The organism is Pseudomonas sp. PvP100 (assembly GCF_017833055.1).
Taxonomy (GTDB): domain Bacteria; phylum Pseudomonadota; class Gammaproteobacteria; order Pseudomonadales; family Pseudomonadaceae; genus Aquipseudomonas; species Aquipseudomonas syringae.
Genome location: NZ_JAFIBO010000001.1, coordinates 1,784,704 through 1,800,388 on the forward strand (window position 1 = coordinate 1,784,704; position 15,685 = coordinate 1,800,388).

The window sequence follows — 15,685 nt, forward strand, 5'->3', positions numbered from 1 at the left end:
CCGCGTGGCCCTTTACTTTGCTGCATCGAATAAACCTGGCAATGGCAGTCAAGCGGACCGTCGTTCTACACACATCGTTAACTACTTCGTCGGTACCCTCTCCTTACAGGATCGTGTCGAATATAAAGGCACATGAAGTAAGCCTTGAACACTTCGCAACCATCAGCACGCCTGCATGAAACTGCCTTGACCTTATAACTCACCCAAACATTTCTCGATGATTACCTATACCATCCTGTTCCTTATCAGCAAACTTTCTCTCTGCCGCACTGCCCGACCCTACCGCCTGGTTATATATATCACTTGATAGCGGTCATGTTTTCTACACCCGGCAAGCTTCCTCCTGACCGGGGTTTCCGCAAACGCACCGTCTGCGTCTAAAAAAAACCGAGAAAAAAGCTGCCCCCCAATGAAACCTGGTCAATAGCAACCTTCTCGATTCAGGCTCGACCCTGTCCGACAACGCAAAACCCATTCCCCGGTCATGAAAGCTTCATTAAAAAAACCTGCAACTGCAACACACTTCATCCGCTTTAACTTTTCATGATTATCATGAGCAAGCTGAACTAAAGCTGTCTGTTCATGACGCGCTCGATGAAATCTGAACGGCAGATTAATAATTCTACATGGACGCATAACGGCGTTGTCGTTCGTTTGGCTTTCACCCTACTCTATGATTCGAAAGCCTGCCAGGCGATACAAAAAAGCAACGACGTCTAGACATTATTTTCATATTTGAACGCCCAAGTTCACCGCACTCACGCGCACTCGTGGTGTGACTTTTTTATGTTCGGCCCTGCTGCGTCAATCGGAGAGTCTCTGTAGATGAGTCAAACTTTTCTTGCCTTTTCACGGCCGTCCATTGGCGATGAAGAAATTGCTGCGGTAACGCGCGTGCTGCGCTCCGGATGGATCACCACTGGCCCGGAATGTCAGAAGCTGGAGGAAGAGTTCGCCGCGCGGGTCGGCGCTCAGCATGCAGTGGCACTGTCTTCGGCCACCGGGGCAATGCACGTTGCGCTGCTGGCGCTGGGCGTAGGGCCTGGCGATGAAGTGATTACGCCGTCGCAAACCTGGGTGTCGACAGCCAACATGATCTGCCTGCTAGGGGCCACTCCGGTGTTCGTCGATGTCGACCGTGACACCCTGATGACCAGCGCCGCGCTGATAGCGCAAGCCATCACCCCGCGAACCAAGGCGATCGTGCCGGTGCATTACGCAGGCGCTGCATTCGATCTCGACCCGCTGTATGCGCTGGCCGACCGGCACGGCATCACCTTGATCGAAGACGCTGCGCATGCCGCCGGCACCGGTTACCAGGGACGTCCGGTCGGCCAGCAGGGCACTGCGATCTTTTCGTTTCACGCGATCAAGAACATGACCTGTGCCGAAGGCGCGATGCTGGTCACCGACAATGCGCGACTGGCTGATCGGGTGCGTCAGCTCAAATTTCATGGCCTGGGTGTCGATGCCTACGACCGCCTGACCCTGGGTCGCAAGCCCCAGGCCGAGGTTATGGAGCCTGGTTTCAAATACAACCTGGCCGACATCAATGCGAGCATTGCGCGGGTGCAGTTGCAACGCCTCGATGCAATCAATGCGCAGCGTCAGGCACTCGCCAGCCATTACCTCGAACGACTGGCCAGCAGCCCCGTTCTGCCTCTCGCCCTGCCCCGGCATGCCCAGCAACACGCCTGGCACCTGTTCATTCTGCGCATCGATCCCGAGCGCTGCGGGCTGGATCGCGACGCCTTCATGAAGGCCTTGCAAGCGCGAAACATCGGCACCGGCATCCACTTCATCGCCACTCACCTGCACAGCTATTACCGCAAGCGTTTCCCCGACGTCTGCCTGCCCGACACGGAATGGAATTCATCAAGGCTGTGCTCCATACCCCTGTTTCCCGACATGACCCTCGATGATGTCGAGCGGGTTGTCGGTGCCATTGAATCGACCGTGGAATCCAGCCATTGAAACCGTATCCCATCAAGTTCGTGTCGATCGTCATCCCTGTCTACAACGAACGACAAAGCCTGCCAGAGTTGCTGCGCCGCACTGAAGCGGCCTGCGAACAGCTCGACCACCGCTTCGAAATCGTGTTGGTCGACGATGGCAGCCGCGACGACTCGGCAGACATCCTCCAGCGGGCTGCCGAGCGCGCCGACAGCCCCTTTGTCGCAGTGATCCTGAATCGAAACTACGGTCAGCACGCAGCCATCATGGCCGGATTCGAGCAGTGCCAGGGCGACGTGGTCATCACCCTCGATGCCGACCTGCAGAATCCACCCGAAGAAATCCCTCGTCTGGTAAAGCTCGCTGAACAGGGATACGACGTGGTCGGTACGGTGCGCAGCAACCGTCAGGACTCCGCCTGGAGACGCTGGCCATCGAAACTCATCAACCTGGCCGTGCAGCGCTCCACCGGCGTGGCCATGAACGATTACGGCTGCATGCTGCGCGCATACCGGCGCACGATTGTCGACGCCATGCTCGCCTGCCGGGAGCGCAGCACATTCATTCCGATTCTGGCGAACAGTTTTGCGCGACACACCACCGAGGTGCTGGTCGATCACGCCGAACGCGAGCACGGCGACTCCAAATACAGCCCGATGCGTCTGATCAACCTCATGTTCGACCTGATCACCTGCATGACCACCACGCCCCTGCGCCTGCTCAGCATCATCGGTTTCAGCATGGCGTTGCTCGGTGTCTCGTTCGCGGCGCTGCTGATCGTTCTGCGCCTGATCTTCGGCGCGTCATGGGCCGGGGACGGCATGTTCGTACTGTTTGCCGTGCTGTTCGTATTCACCGGCGGGCAGTTCATCGGCATGGGACTGCTGGGTGAATACCTGGGCCGGATGTACAGCGATGTGCGTGCGCGTCCTCGGTTCTTTATCGAAAAGGTCGTGCGCAGCTCGTCACCGGTTGCCACCGACAACATTGATTCCTCTGTAACTCCCTATATGAACAAGGTCGCGCCATGAGCACTAAAGCTGTCGTTTTCGCTTATCACGATATTGGCTGTGTCGGCCTGCAAGCGTTGCTGGACGCAGGCTATGAGATTGCGGCGGTGTTCACCCATGCCGACGACCCCAAAGAAAAAACCTTTTTCGGCTCTGTGGCGCAGATGTGCGCCCGGCACGGCATTGCGGTGCATGCCCCCGAGGACCCGAATCACCCGCTATGGGTAGAGCGCATCGGCAAACTGGCGCCGGACTTCATTTTCTCCTTCTACTATCGCCAGCTGCTCGGCGATTCGCTGCTGGCCTGCGCGAAAAAAGCTGCGCTGAACCTGCATGGCTCGCTGCTTCCGCGTTATCGCGGACGCGCGCCGGCCAACTGGGTGCTGGTCAACGGCGAAAGTGAAACCGGCGTTACCCTGCATCAGATGGTCAAACGCGCGGATGCCGGGCCGATAGTCGCTCAGCAGCGAGTGTCGATCAGTGCCACCGATACTGCCTTGACGCTGCATGGCAAATTGCGTGACGCCGCCGCTGACCTGCTTTGCGAAACACTGCCCCTGCTGGCCGCGCAAGGGCAACTGCCAGCTACGCCCCAGGATGAATCGCGTGCGACGTATTTCGGTCGGCGCACCCCGGCCGACGGTTTGATCGACTGGTCGCTGCCGGCTACCCAGCTCTACAACCTGATCCGCGCGGTAACACAGCCCTACCCTGGCGCGTTTTGCCCGGTCGGTGACAACAAGCTGATCGTCTGGGCTGCCAGCGTGGACACGAGCAGCAATGGCGAGGCGCCCGGCACGGTCATCAGTCACGAGCCATTGCGTATCGCCTGTGGCGAGGGTTCGCTGGTCATCACCGCAGGGCAACGCGGTGACAGCGGCTTGTACCTCAGTGGTGCGCAACTGGCGCGCGAATTCGGGTTGGTAGCAGGCTCACAACTGCTCGACAAGGCAAAGCGCCGGTCGGTTCGTCGCACCCGAGTGTTGATCCTCGGCGTCAACGGCTTCATCGGCAACCACCTGTCAGAGCGTCTACTGCAGGATGACCGTTACGAAATCTACGGCATGGATATCGGCTCGGACGCCATCGAGCGCCTGCGTGCCAAGCCGAACTTTCATTTCATCGAAGGTGACATCAGCATCCATACCGAATGGATCGAATACCACATCAAGAAATGCGATGTCGTGCTGCCGCTGGTGGCCATCGCCACGCCGATTGAATACACGCGCAATCCACTGCGGGTTTTCGAGCTGGATTTCGAAGAGAACCTGAAGATCGTTCGCTACTGCGTGAAGTACAACAAGCGCGTGATTTTCCCGTCCACGTCCGAAGTCTATGGCATGTGCCAGGACGCAAACTTCAACGAAGACACCTCCAACCTGATCGTTGGCCCGATCAACAAGCAGCGCTGGATCTACTCGGTGTCCAAGCAGCTGCTGGACCGGGTGATCTGGGCCTATGGCCAGAAAGGCCTGCAATTCACCCTGTTTCGCCCATTCAACTGGATGGGACCGCGTCTGGACCGCCTGGACTCGGCGCGCATTGGCAGTTCGCGGGCCATCACCCAACTGATCCTGCACCTGGTCGAAGGCACGCCCATTCGCCTGGTGGATGGCGGCGCCCAGAAGCGCTGTTTCACCGATGTCGTCGACGGCATCGAGGCGCTGGCGCGGATCATCGAAAACCGTGATGGGCGCTGTAACGGACAAATCATCAACATCGGCAACCCCGACAACGAAGCCAGCATCCGTCAATTAGGTGAAGAGCTGCTTCGCCAGTTCGAAGCTCATCCGTTGCGCGGCCATTTCCCGCCCTTTGCGGGCTTTCGTGAAGTTGAAAGCCAGTCCTTCTACGGCAAGGGCTATCAGGATGTCAGCCATCGCACGCCGAGCATCGACAACGCCAAAAAGCTGATTGGCTGGACGCCGGGTATCGAGCTGAGCGAGACCATCGGCAAAACCCTGGATTTCTTCCTGCGCGAAGCCATGGCTGAAAAAGCGGATCAGTGCTGATGCAGGCAGGCTTGAGAATCGATGTCGACACTTACCGGGGCACGTGTGAGGGCGTGCCCAGGCTACTGGACATACTCGACGAAGCGCAGGTCAAGGCGACCTTCTTTTTCAGTGTCGGACCCGACAACATGGGGCGCCATCTGTGGCGTCTGGTAAGGCCTACGTTCTTTTGGAAGATGCTTCGCTCCAAGGCGGCGAGCCTGTATGGCTGGGATATTCTGCTGGCCGGTACTGCATGGCCGGGCAAACCGATCGGCCGTGACCTTGGCCCACTGATGCGCCGCGCGCTGGATGCAGGTCACGAAATCGGCCTGCATGCCTGGGATCATCATGGCTGGCAAGCGAATGCCGGACACTGGAGCGACAGACAGTTGACTGCCCAGATACACCGTGGGGTCGACTGCCTGAGCGACATCCTCGGCCACCCGGTGGTGTGCTCCGCAGCGGCAGGCTGGCGCGCCGACCAGCGCATTGTGCAGGCCAAAGAGGCGTTTGGCTTTCGCTACAACAGTGACTGCCGTGGCGCCAGTCTGTTTCGCCCGTTGCTGGTCCACGGTAGTCTCGGTACCGCTCAGGTTCCGGTGGATTTGCCGACCTTCGATGAAGTAATCGGCCCGCACCTGCAGCCGAATGCGTTCAACGACTACATTCTCGGCCGCTTCGCCGCACGACGGCTCAATGTCTACACCCTTCACGCCGAAGTGGAAGGGATCATCATGGCCGAAGGTTTCAGGCAACTGTTAAAGCGGGCCAATACCCAAGGCATCCACTTCGCGCCGCTGGGCCATCTGCTACCCGATGCCATCGAACGGTTGCCTTCCGGGCATATCGTTCGCGGCCACCTGCCCGGCCGCGAAGGCTGGCTGGGGGTGCAGCAGTGATGCACGTCAGGCATCGTCATCTTGCGCTGCTGTTACTGGCGTTCGTGCTGGCTTATCTGCTGCCGCTGGGCTTTCACGGCCTGTGGATTCCCGATGAAACCCGCTATGCGCAGATCAGCCAGGAAATGCTCCACAGCGGTAACTGGATTGCGCCACACTTCATGGGGCTGCGTTACTTCGAAAAACCGGCTGCCGGTTACTGGCTGATTGCACTAGGGCAGCAGGTCTTTGGCGAGAACCTGTTCGGCGTGCGCATTGTGTCGGCACTGGCAAGCGGCTTGAGCGTGCTGCTGGCCTATCTACTGGCCGGCAAGATCTGGAACGACCCGCGCAAGCAGTTCGCCAGCGCCTTGCTGTTCATGAGCTTCGGCTTTATCGCCGGCCAGGCCGGTTACGCCAATCTTGATCCGCAATTCACCCTCTGGACCAACGTGACACTGCTGGCATTCTGGTACGCCGTGCACAGCATCGGCCGAGCGCGTCTAGCGGCATGGGCGGCAGTCGGCGTGGCCTGCGCAATGGGCTTCATGACCAAGGGCTTTCTCGCCTGGGCACTGCCCGTCATCATCGCCCTGCCCTACATGCTGTGCCAGCGACGCCTGGCCGAGCTACTCAAATTCGGCCCGCTTGCAATCTTGATTGCCATCGCCGTCTGCCTGCCGTGGGCGCTGGCAATCCACCAGCAAGAGCCCGACTATTGGCGCTACTTCTTCTGGCACGAGCATATTCGCCGCTTTGCCGGGGACAATGCCCAGCATGCCCAGCCCTGGTGGTTCTATATGCCGTTGCTGGTGGCGGCCTGTGTGCCGTGGGCACTGCTGCTGCCGGTAACACTGAAACAGGCATGGCAAGAAAAAAGCCACCCTGACATTGCCTTTTTGCTGCTGTGGCTGCTGCTGCCACTGGCGTTTCTGAGCCTGAGCAAAGGTAAATTGCCAACCTACATACTGCCGTGTCTGCTGCCGTTGGCGCTGCTGATGGCAAACACTCTGGTCGAGCGCCTCGATCGAGGCCACAGCACAGCGTTGCGCGCGAACGGAATATTCAACGCGACCGTCACTTTTCTTGGGCTTTTAGCGTTGATCTACCTTCAACTCAAGCAGCCCGTCTACGAAAACGAACCGATGCATCTGTCACTGGCGGTCATCGTGCTTCTCGGATGGACACTCGCCAACGCCCTGCAAGGCTTGCGCCCCCTGACCTTTTGGGCCACGCCGGCGTTGGGCGGTTGGCTGCTGATCGCATTGCTGCCCGCTGCGCTGCCAAACGATGTGATCAACAACAAGACTCCCGACCCGTTCGTCGTCAGGCACCAGGCCGAACTGGCGGACTGCACGCATCTGCTGAGCAACGACCTGGGCGCTGCCTCGGCATTGGCGTGGCGCCTGAAACGGCCTGATGTTGCACTGTTCAACACCTGGGGCGAGCTGGAATACGGCCTGGGCTATCCCGATGTGCAGGGTCGAGAAGTCCGCCTGCAGGACATTGATGCCTGGATGAAGAACGCCCGCAGCCAAGGCCGGGTCGGCGTCATCATGCGCGGCAAGAGCGATGAGGAACTGAAAGAGCTCGAAAGTCTTCCCAAGGATGGTCAGCGCTATGACGAAGGCAACCTGGCCATCCTCATTTACGAGAAGTCGGCATCGTGACCTGGCTGATGCTGGCAAGCGCATGCCTGCTGACCTGCCTGGGCCAGATCGCGCAGAAGTGCGCGGTACAAGACTGGCGCGGGGCATTTCCCGGCGCGTTTGTAGCGCTGCGCTCAACGTGGCTGTGGCTGGCGCTGGCCTGCCTTGGGTCGGGCCTGCTGGTCTGGCTGCTGGTGTTGCAACGCCTGGACGTCGGCATCGCCTATCCGATGCTGGGTGTTAACTTCGTGCTGATCACGCTGGCGGGGCGCTATGTGTTCGACGAGCCGGTTGACGCACAGCACTGGCTGGGTATTGCGCTGATTCTTGTCGGGGTATTTCAGTTGGGGCATCAAGCGTGACCCGCTGCCGGGCAACCCTGTGCGCCATGGCCAGTGTGGCGCTGGTCAGCGCGGCACAGCTGGGTATGCGCTGGAGCATGAGCCGCCTGCCCTCGCCCGCTCATTCGCTCGAACTGCACAATTCGACGCAGCTCGATCTCAGTGCCCTGATGGTCGTCTGCGCCTCGATCACCGCTTATGCGCTCTCCATGCTTTTCTGGTTGCTGGCTCTTCGGGTCTTGCCCCTGAGCCGTGCTTATTCGCTGCTCAGCATCAGCTACGCGCTGGTTTATACGCTCGCCGCAGCACTGCCGTTTTTCCACGAGACATTCACGGTATCGAAAACTGTGGGTGTCACCCTGATCGTGGCAGGTGTCTTGATCATCAACCTTCGGCGCGTCCCCCGGCCATCACCTCAGGATCTTCCCCATGAAAATCAGCGTTTTCGGTAGCGGATATGTCGGCCTGGTACAAGCGACCGTGCTTGCCGAAGTCGGCCACGATGTGGTCTGCATGGACATTGATCAGGCCAAGATCGACCAGTTGCGTCAGGGCCAGGTGCATATCTACGAGCCAGGACTGGCCAATCTGGTGCGTGAAAACCTGGACCAGCAGCGTCTGTGTTTCACCACTGACGAGCAACTGGCAGTGGAACATGCCGAGGTCCTGTTCATCGCGGTCGGCACGCCCTCTCGTGCTGATGGTTCGGCCGACCTGAGCGGCTTTTTTGCGGTGGGCGAAGCCATCGCCCGGCATCGGCGCGAACCGCTGATCATCGTCGAGAAATCCACCGTGCCGGTCGGCAGTGGCGACGCTTTGCGCAACCACGTCGATCAGGCACTGCGTCAGGCGGGCCGGCTGCTGCAGTTCGATATCGTCTCCAACCCGGAATTTCTGAAGGAGGGCTCGGCGGTCAACGATTGCCGGCGCCCGGACCGTATTGTCATCGGCTGCGAAAATGAAGCCGTGCGCAACGTCATGCGCGAGCTGTATGCGCCGTTCAACCGCAATCATGAGCGGATCATGTTCATGGACCTGCGTAGCGCCGAACTGACCAAGTATGCCGCCAACTGCATGCTGGCAACCAAGATCAGCTTCATCAACCAGATCGCCGAACTGGCCGAGCATCTGGGCGCGGACGTCGAGTTGGTGCGGCTGGGCATCGGTGCCGACTCACGGATAGGTTACGACTTCATCTATCCCGGCTGCGGTTACGGCGGTTCATGCTTCGGCAAGGACATCCGCGCGTTGATTCACAGCGCCCGGGAGGCTCATTGCTCCAACGATCTGCTGTCGGTGGTCGAGGCCATCAACGAACGGCAGAAGAACAAACTCTTCGAGCGGGTCAACGCGTTCTATCAGGGCGATCTGCGCGGCAAGACCTTTGCCCTGTGGGGCCTGGCGTTCAAGCCCAACACCGACGATATGCGTGATGCCCCGAGCCGCGTACTCATGGAAGCGTTATGGGAGGCTGGCGCCAGCGTGCGGGCGTTCGACCCCGAGGCCATGCAGGAAACCCAGCGCATCTATGGCCATCGCAAGGACCTGATGCTCATGGGCACGCCGGAGTCCGCGCTCAACGAGGCCGATGCATTGATCGTCTGCACTGAATGGCAACAGTTCAAAGCCCCGGATTTCGAGTTGATCCAGCAACGCCTGAACGCGCCGATCATCTTCGATGGACGCAATCTGTACGACACTGAACGACTGGCAAAACGCGGCTTCCACTACTTCCCCATCGGCCGTGGCGAATCGTGCGACCTGCCAATCCCACAAAAGCAGTGGACGGCCTGTAACTCGCTTGTCAGCAGTCAGTTCGTGTAACGGGCTGCTCCGGTGGCCGTCAGTTGCCGACAGTCACCGGAGCCTGGCTGACGAAATAGTAGATACGCTCGCCGACCTTGACGCTGTCGACCACTCGCAAGGGTGGTTCGGGAGGCTGCAGGCTTTCCATGATCGCCACATTGCCGTCGGCACGGGTCAGAAAGCTGCTCAGGTCAGCACTGGATATGAATGTATCCAGCAAGCTCTGGCTGTAGAACACGCTGGCACCTGCCAGCCGTTCACTGGGCTGAAACAAGGCGACGTGCCGTCCCTGGACTTGCAGGGAATGGACCTTGTCAGTCAGCGGCAGGAACGACAACTGCCGGTCCGCTCGCGGTTCCAGCCATATGGCTGCGCCGAGATACCCCGCCACGATCAAAACGGCAGCGGCAACCGTCATCGCCCTTGCGTTTCGTACAACCAACGCCGCATACGGAGAGCGCTGCGAGCGCGCCTTGAGTCGCTCGCCCAACACAAAGGTATATTCCGCCGCAATGACCGCAGCCGCAGGGGCCAGTGACATCAGATAAACCATGCGTTTACTCGAGGCCAGCGACAACAGCAGGAACTGCGCGATCAGCCACAGGCTGAAAAACAGCAGGTAACGGTTGGCCCGCAGCTGTTTGAGGAAATGCCACAGCCCCAGATAGACGAGCACATTCCACGGCAAAAACGCTTCAGGCAGTTTGCTCAGATAGTAATGCACGGGCTCGTAATGCCCCGCCTCTTCGAACGAACCACTGAAGCGTCCGACACTGTTGGTCCAGAGCACGTCCTTCAACGACTGCGTACCGCCCTGCCCGTATAGAAAATACAGCCATACCAGCAAAGGCACCAAAGCCAGGACGGTGAACATCGCCGGGCGTAGCCAGTGGGCGAGAACAATGCGTTTGCTCTGCACCGACTGGCACACAAGCCAGGCGAAAATGACCACACCCGGCATCGCGAGGCCCAGCACGCCCTTGCTCAGGGTTGCCAGCGCGATCCCCACTACGAAGAGCAGCCAGGCGCCTGCGGGAAATCCGTCGCTGCGCAGACGCTGACTGGCGCAAAAGAACCCCAGCAACGCCATGCTCACACCCAGCGCCAGCAACGCGTCCTCGCCCACCTGCCGCGAATTGCTCCAGAAACTGGCCTGGGTCGCAAGCATGAATGCAGCCACCCACGCTATGGAGGCAGGTCGCCCGAAGCGACGCAGCATGCTGTAAAGCAGCAACACGCTGAACAGCCCCGCACAGGCGGACGCAAGCCTGACCGCCCAGGGAGTCGCACCGAACGCCCCGATGGACGCAGCGTCGAGCCAGACGCTCATCGGCGGTTTTTCCAGGAACGGTTGATCGTTCAGTTTCGGGGTAACCCAGTTGCCACTCAGGTGCATTTCCATGGCAATGCCGGCCACGCGGGGTTCTGTCGAGTTTTGTAATTGGTGATTGCCCAGCGCGATAAAAAACAGCAACACGCCCAACAGCAAAAGCAATGGCGACAGCACGCGAGAAGTTATCAAGGGAATGACCGCAGCGACGTGGAAGGGGGAGACATACAATCGGAGCGATAAAGTATAAGAGGGTTATTGTTGAGAATGTGTTGACCCATGAAGCCTTCAGGGTGAAATCCCAGCCGTGATCGTGAACAGTTCAGCCACTGTTCAGACTTCATTGCAGCTCTATGAAAACAAAAAAAAATGGGGAGCGATAATCGCCCCCCCATTTAATACATCAGTTCACTTTTTTTGCAGTGAATCAGACCGCAGCAACAACCTTGGCTGGCGGCTGAGTGCGACGACCCAGTACACCTGCACCCGCAGCTACCAGACCCGAGATCACCAGCGTGATCAGCAGAATCCAGGCACCTTGCGAAACACGCTTGGCGGTCACTTCAGCCGCTTCGCGGGCTTTCTGTTCAGCCTGAGCTTTCAGTTCCTGATACTTGGCATAAGCCTGACGGTAGCTGGCCTGAGCCTGATCAACGATCTGGTTGGCTTCGGCATCAGTCTTGTTGCCACGCGCCTTGATCAGATTGACCAGCGCCTGACGGTCAGCGGCATCCCATGCCTGGTCGCCCTTGGCTTTGATGCGATCCATCAGGCCGCTCAATTGCTGGTCGGCTTGCTGAGGATTCTGTGCGCTCTGCTTGGCAGTGTTCTGTGCGTCTTGCTGGGTCGCCTGAGCTTCCTGCTTGACGTTATCCGGGTTCAGCTCGGGCTTGCCGGTCTGACGCATGGCTGTTTCGATCTCGCCCTGAATATCGTCCAGATTGAAATCGATGCCTTGGGCGCGCAATTGATCCTGAATCTTGCTGCCAACGGCTGGAGCCACCTGTGCGATACCACTGCCCAGTGCCGACATGCCGCTGCCCGCCAGGTTGAGCCCGCCGCGCACGACGCCGGTCACTGCGCTGGAGACCAGATAAACCGTGATCAGCGAGACGCTCGCCCATACCAGCAGGCCATGAAATGCACCTTCACGCTGCGCCAGACGTCCAGCGGCCCAGCCGCCGACGAACAGCGAAATAACCGAGCTTACAACGACCCAGATACCTGCGCCCGTACCAATGCCGGACAACGGATTGGCTTCCTGCATGGGATCGATACTGGCACTTCCGATTGCCGTACCCAACAGGTTCAGCAACAGCGAAACAACCATGGCCAGAACAACACCGGCCAGAATCGCACTCCAGGAGATTCGTTTAAGCAGCGGAGCCGCTGCATGAGTTTCGTGGTACACAGGGGCACCTGGGGCGATACGGTCGTCGCGAATCATAGTCATAGTCCTTTGAGTCATTGGCAGTAAACGCACACATGTGTGGCGTACAAATCAATGACCCGAGCGACGTTCAAGAAGTTTAAAAATTTTATAGACTTTTTTTCAGACTTGAAAAAGCACAATAGAACTGTATTGATAGTGACGCACATCAATGGAACGTTATCTGCTCGCCTTGCTCCAAGCGATTTACACACTTGTCATTTTATTAGGTTGTTTGCTCTAACTATTGGCAGTTGTCTGATGTCCGTTAATAACAGACGGGCATTACGGGCTGATTGCCTTTTGAATATCGGCACTCATTGGATAGGCTTGATTATATATCAAACAGCACGAAGGCCTGACTGAGAACAGGCAGGCCTTCATGTGTTCATTGTCAGTATCGTCAGGCGATGCCGTTCGGCCCATCGAGGACCTGCCTGACCTTCCTGGCGAGGTCCTGCGGCATGCAAGGCTTGGATACCACCTCAAACTCGGAACCGCCAATGTCGGTTCGCTCGATCGAGCTTTCAGCGTAGCCGGTGGTCAACAGCACTTTGACCTTCGGGTACCTGCGCCTCACTTCACGCGCGAGCATCACCCCGTTCATGCCACCCGGCATGATCAGGTCAGTGAACAGCAAATCATATGTGGCGCCGGCCTCGAAGCGCTTCAGCGCCTCACGGGCATTGAGGACGATTTCCGACACATAGCCGTAATCATCCAGCACCATCTTCGCCAGCTCGGCCACATCAGGACGGTCTTCCACGATCAGAATTCGTTCGCAACTGCCAATGCGCCTTTCCGAGGCTTTCGGCGGATCGTTCTTGCTCAGCACGGCTTCGTCTACAGGGAAATACAGGCGCAGCGTGGTGCCGACACCTTCTTCGGTATAAATACGCGCCGCACCACCCGACTGTTTGGCAAAGCCATAGACCATCGAAAGACCGAGCCCGGAGCCCTTGCCTTCTTCTTTGGTAGTAAAGAACGGGTCCATTACCCGATCACGGATACTCGCGGGCATGCCGATGCCGTTGTCCGTCACCGCAATAGAGACATAACGGCCGGGTAACAGACCGTCGTAAGACATATTGGCCAACTCGTCGACGACCAGATTGCGGGTTTCAATAAATATCTTCGGGTCGGGCCTACCAATGAGTGCATCGCGCGCATTAATGAAAATATTAAGCAGTGCGACTTCTGCCTGGGTTGGATCGATACGGCAGTTCTTCAGTGCCGGATCCAGATCGGTTTCGATAACCACTTCCGGGCCAAAAGTACGCTCGATCAGCGGCTCTGTCGTGGAAACCAGGCCATTGAGGTTGAGGACTCGCCCCTGCAGTTTCTGTTTCCGGGCAAATGCCAGCAGTTGCTTGGTCAGTGTACTGGCGCGTTCGACGGCAGACTTGGCGTGATGAACACTGCGCTGGACACGCTGCACATCAATGGTGGGTTTCTCTGCCGCACTGCCGATCAGATCGATATAACCACCCATCACTTGCAGCAGGTTATTGAAGTCGTGCGCGATGCCACCGGTAAGCTGCCCCAAGGCCTCCATCTTTTGAGCCTGACGCAATGCTTCTTCGGCATCTCGACGGCGGCTGATGTCCAGCTGCGACGCAAAGAAATAAATCAGGTCGCCCGCGTCGTTATAGACCGGGGAAATAAACAGCGCATTCCAGAACGATGAACCGTCCTTGCGATAGTTGAGAATTTCAGTGGAGATATCGACGCGCTCTTCGATGGCATCTCGAATCGACTGCACCGCCGCCCGGTCAGTGTCCGGCCCTTGAAGAAACCGGCAGTTGCTCCCGATGATTTCCTCTGACGCATAGCCGGTCATTTCCAGAAATGCCTGGTTGGCAAAAATGATGGGATTGTCCGGGCGATTGGGGTCCGTCACGATCATCGGCATCCGGGTCGTTTCTACCGCCGCGAAAAAGATATCCTTTCCCTGATGTTTGATATCTCCCGTCGCCGCATTGTCGACCCGGGCTTTATTGTCCGACACTCCAGAAACTCCACGACTGTTTATTGGGCTATTGCGCCTGCTCTCTAATGGCTAGGACTGGCGAAGCCTCAAAAGGGTTCTAAAGTATCTGACAAAAATCGAATTATATTCATTTGAAGGGTCACGCACTCCCGAAGCGCTTACTCAAACGGCAAATTTTCCATTCTTTTCTCGAATGAGAGCCGCCAATTCAAGCGTGTTTTCGCGCAACGCCACCTGCAAAGGGTCAAAGATCGCCCGAGCACCCTGCCCGTCTGCATAACCCAGCAGCCCCGCCGGACAGTATCGACCGTCGTCCCAGCCCGGATAATCGATAACGGGATACCAGCAGATACCTTGCACAGGTACGCCTGCCCTCACCGCCTTGCTGACCTCGGCACAAACGTAATTGAACCAGGGCAGACGCTGAACGTCTTCAGCACCGGTTTCAGAAATCAATATCGGTCTGGCGTATCGCCTGTGCAGCTCGCTCAACATGCCGTGAAAAGGCCTGTACTGCGGATCGTCGTGCGTAAGCTTATGGCCATTGAGCTGCCATTGATTATGCGGATAAAAGTTGACGCCCAGGATATCCAGATACTCGGGGCGGCCGCCCAGCCCGGGCCACTGCCGTCCGGATAACAGATCCCAGGCTTCGAACTGCGCCAGCCGATAACGTTCTGCTGCCGCGGCATCTGCGCCGCTCCGCGTTGCCGGTACTACATGAATCAATGGCTCGGCCTGAATAAAACGCGCGTTGGGCTCTACCGTGCGTACCGCGTCTATTGCCGCAATACTGGCCCGGACCAGTTGATGCTTGAGCTCCATGCCGCGCTGCTCGCTACCGGGGTTGAAATAAGCCATGTCGCCCCCGGCCCAACTCCAGAACGAAATCTCATTGATCGGCGAATAGAAAGGTGCGGTCTGCCCTTCGTCTTTGACGACCTGAGCCACCGCCGCTGCAAAACGCGCAAAGTGCTCGACAAACTGCGGCCGCCAGACATCCAGATGATCTGGGTAACCGTAATGGCACAAGTCCCAGATGACCTGGGTGCCCTGATGCCGCGCAGCTCGCAGCATGGGCAGAAAACTGCTCCAGTCGTAACAATCTGGACGGGTTTCAATCAGATGCCAGCGCAGACCGTCACGTACAGTGCGCATTCCGCACTCAGCCAGCGCGGCAAAATCTTTCTGTGCCCAGCGGTCGTGCCCGGTGGCGTGAAGCAGGTCGAGTCGCACACCGTCACCTCGTCGATGGCTGGCGCACTCGAATCCGCCGATGAAAAAACTGTCGAACAGGCCGCCCAT

The 15,685-nt window shown here is 58.2% G+C and carries 12 protein-coding genes; 8 read left to right on the forward strand and 4 right to left on the reverse strand.

Annotated elements, in window-relative coordinates; genetic code table 11:
• Nucleotides 1-825 precede the first annotated feature (825 nt).
• From arnB to JOE39_RS07255, 8 genes are read left to right on the forward strand one after another with little or no spacing between them, the layout of a single operon-like run.
• The gene (arnB, locus tag JOE39_RS07220; RefSeq protein ID WP_210077620.1) at nucleotides 826-1,974 is read left to right on the forward strand and encodes a UDP-4-amino-4-deoxy-L-arabinose aminotransferase; all 1,149 of its coding nucleotides are present in this window, start codon (nucleotides 826-828) and stop codon (nucleotides 1,972-1,974) included.
• Nucleotides 1,971-2,984: an undecaprenyl-phosphate 4-deoxy-4-formamido-L-arabinose transferase gene (gene arnC / locus JOE39_RS07225; RefSeq protein ID WP_122220007.1), complete on the forward strand. Its 1,014-nt coding sequence runs from the start codon at nucleotides 1,971-1,973 to the stop codon at nucleotides 2,982-2,984. The genes arnB and arnC overlap by 4 nt, the downstream gene beginning before the upstream one ends.
• On the forward strand, nucleotides 2,981-4,975 hold the full coding sequence (gene arnA, locus JOE39_RS07230; protein ID WP_032661823.1) for a bifunctional UDP-4-amino-4-deoxy-L-arabinose formyltransferase/UDP-glucuronic acid oxidase ArnA: 1,995 nt from the start codon (nucleotides 2,981-2,983) through the stop codon (nucleotides 4,973-4,975). Before arnC ends, arnA begins: the two co-directional genes overlap by 4 nt.
• On the forward strand, nucleotides 4,975-5,856 hold the full coding sequence (gene arnD / locus JOE39_RS07235) for a 4-deoxy-4-formamido-L-arabinose-phosphoundecaprenol deformylase (protein WP_210077618.1): 882 nt from the start codon (nucleotides 4,975-4,977) through the stop codon (nucleotides 5,854-5,856). Before arnA ends, arnD begins: the two co-directional genes overlap by 1 nt.
• Entirely contained in the window at nucleotides 5,856-7,505 is a 1,650-nt protein-coding gene (gene arnT / locus JOE39_RS07240) for a lipid IV(A) 4-amino-4-deoxy-L-arabinosyltransferase (RefSeq protein ID WP_032661826.1), read from the forward strand. Before arnD ends, arnT begins: the two co-directional genes overlap by 1 nt.
• Nucleotides 7,502-7,846, forward strand: coding sequence for a 4-amino-4-deoxy-L-arabinose-phosphoundecaprenol flippase subunit ArnE (gene arnE, locus JOE39_RS07245; protein WP_032661829.1), 345 nt, complete (start codon nucleotides 7,502-7,504; stop codon nucleotides 7,844-7,846). Before arnT ends, arnE begins: the two co-directional genes overlap by 4 nt.
• A 26-nt stretch (nucleotides 7,847-7,872) precedes the next feature.
• Nucleotides 7,873-8,277 (forward strand): 4-amino-4-deoxy-L-arabinose-phosphoundecaprenol flippase subunit ArnF, encoded by a 405-nt coding sequence (gene arnF / locus JOE39_RS07250; RefSeq protein WP_003396894.1) that lies wholly within the window; start codon nucleotides 7,873-7,875, stop codon nucleotides 8,275-8,277.
• The gene (locus JOE39_RS07255) at nucleotides 8,255-9,649 is read left to right on the forward strand and encodes a UDP-glucose/GDP-mannose dehydrogenase family protein (RefSeq protein WP_032661832.1); all 1,395 of its coding nucleotides are present in this window, start codon (nucleotides 8,255-8,257) and stop codon (nucleotides 9,647-9,649) included. Before arnF ends, JOE39_RS07255 begins: the two co-directional genes overlap by 23 nt.
• A gap of 19 nt (nucleotides 9,650-9,668) precedes the next feature.
• On the opposite strand, the gene JOE39_RS07260 is transcribed toward JOE39_RS07255, so the two are convergent.
• The 4 genes from JOE39_RS07260 to JOE39_RS07275 form a co-directional block, all read right to left on the reverse strand.
• Nucleotides 9,669-11,150 carry a glycosyltransferase family 39 protein gene (locus tag JOE39_RS07260; protein WP_032662413.1) on the reverse strand — a complete coding sequence of 494 codons (1,482 nt, stop codon included), beginning with the start codon at nucleotides 11,148-11,150 and terminating at the stop codon, nucleotides 9,669-9,671.
• A 238-nt stretch (nucleotides 11,151-11,388) separates the two neighbouring features.
• Nucleotides 11,389-12,408, reverse strand: coding sequence for a hypothetical protein (locus JOE39_RS07265; RefSeq protein WP_004417649.1), 1,020 nt, complete (start codon nucleotides 12,406-12,408; stop codon nucleotides 11,389-11,391).
• Between the two features lie 385 nt (nucleotides 12,409-12,793).
• Nucleotides 12,794-14,398 carry a hybrid sensor histidine kinase/response regulator gene (locus tag JOE39_RS07270; RefSeq protein ID WP_003344947.1) on the reverse strand — a complete coding sequence of 535 codons (1,605 nt, stop codon included), beginning with the start codon at nucleotides 14,396-14,398 and terminating at the stop codon, nucleotides 12,794-12,796.
• A 144-nt stretch (nucleotides 14,399-14,542) separates the two neighbouring features.
• Nucleotides 14,543-15,685 (reverse strand): family 1 glycosylhydrolase, encoded by a 1,143-nt coding sequence (locus tag JOE39_RS07275; RefSeq protein WP_122220006.1) that lies wholly within the window; start codon nucleotides 15,683-15,685, stop codon nucleotides 14,543-14,545.

Bases quoted from the DNA above. Each gene is read 5' to 3' on its own strand.
- JOE39_RS07255 (WP_032661832.1), top strand. From the start codon at position 8,255: ATGAAAATCAGCGTTTTCGGTAGCGGATATGTCGGCCTGGTACAAGCG.
- arnF (WP_003396894.1), top strand. From the start codon at position 7,873: ATGGCCAGTGTGGCGCTGGTCAGCGCGGCACAGCTGGGTATGCGCTGG.
- arnD (WP_210077618.1), top strand. From the start codon at position 4,975: ATGCAGGCAGGCTTGAGAATCGATGTCGACACTTACCGGGGCACGTGT.
- JOE39_RS07265 (WP_004417649.1), bottom strand. From the start codon at position 12,408: ATGATTCGCGACGACCGTATCGCCCCAGGTGCCCCTGTGTACCACGAA.
- arnB (WP_210077620.1), top strand. From the start codon at position 826: ATGAGTCAAACTTTTCTTGCCTTTTCACGGCCGTCCATTGGCGATGAA.
- arnA (WP_032661823.1), top strand. From the start codon at position 2,981: ATGAGCACTAAAGCTGTCGTTTTCGCTTATCACGATATTGGCTGTGTC.
- JOE39_RS07275 (WP_122220006.1), bottom strand. From the start codon at position 15,685: ATGGGCGGCCTGTTCGACAGTTTTTTCATCGGCGGATTCGAGTGCGCC.
- arnT (WP_032661826.1), top strand. From the start codon at position 5,856: ATGCACGTCAGGCATCGTCATCTTGCGCTGCTGTTACTGGCGTTCGTG.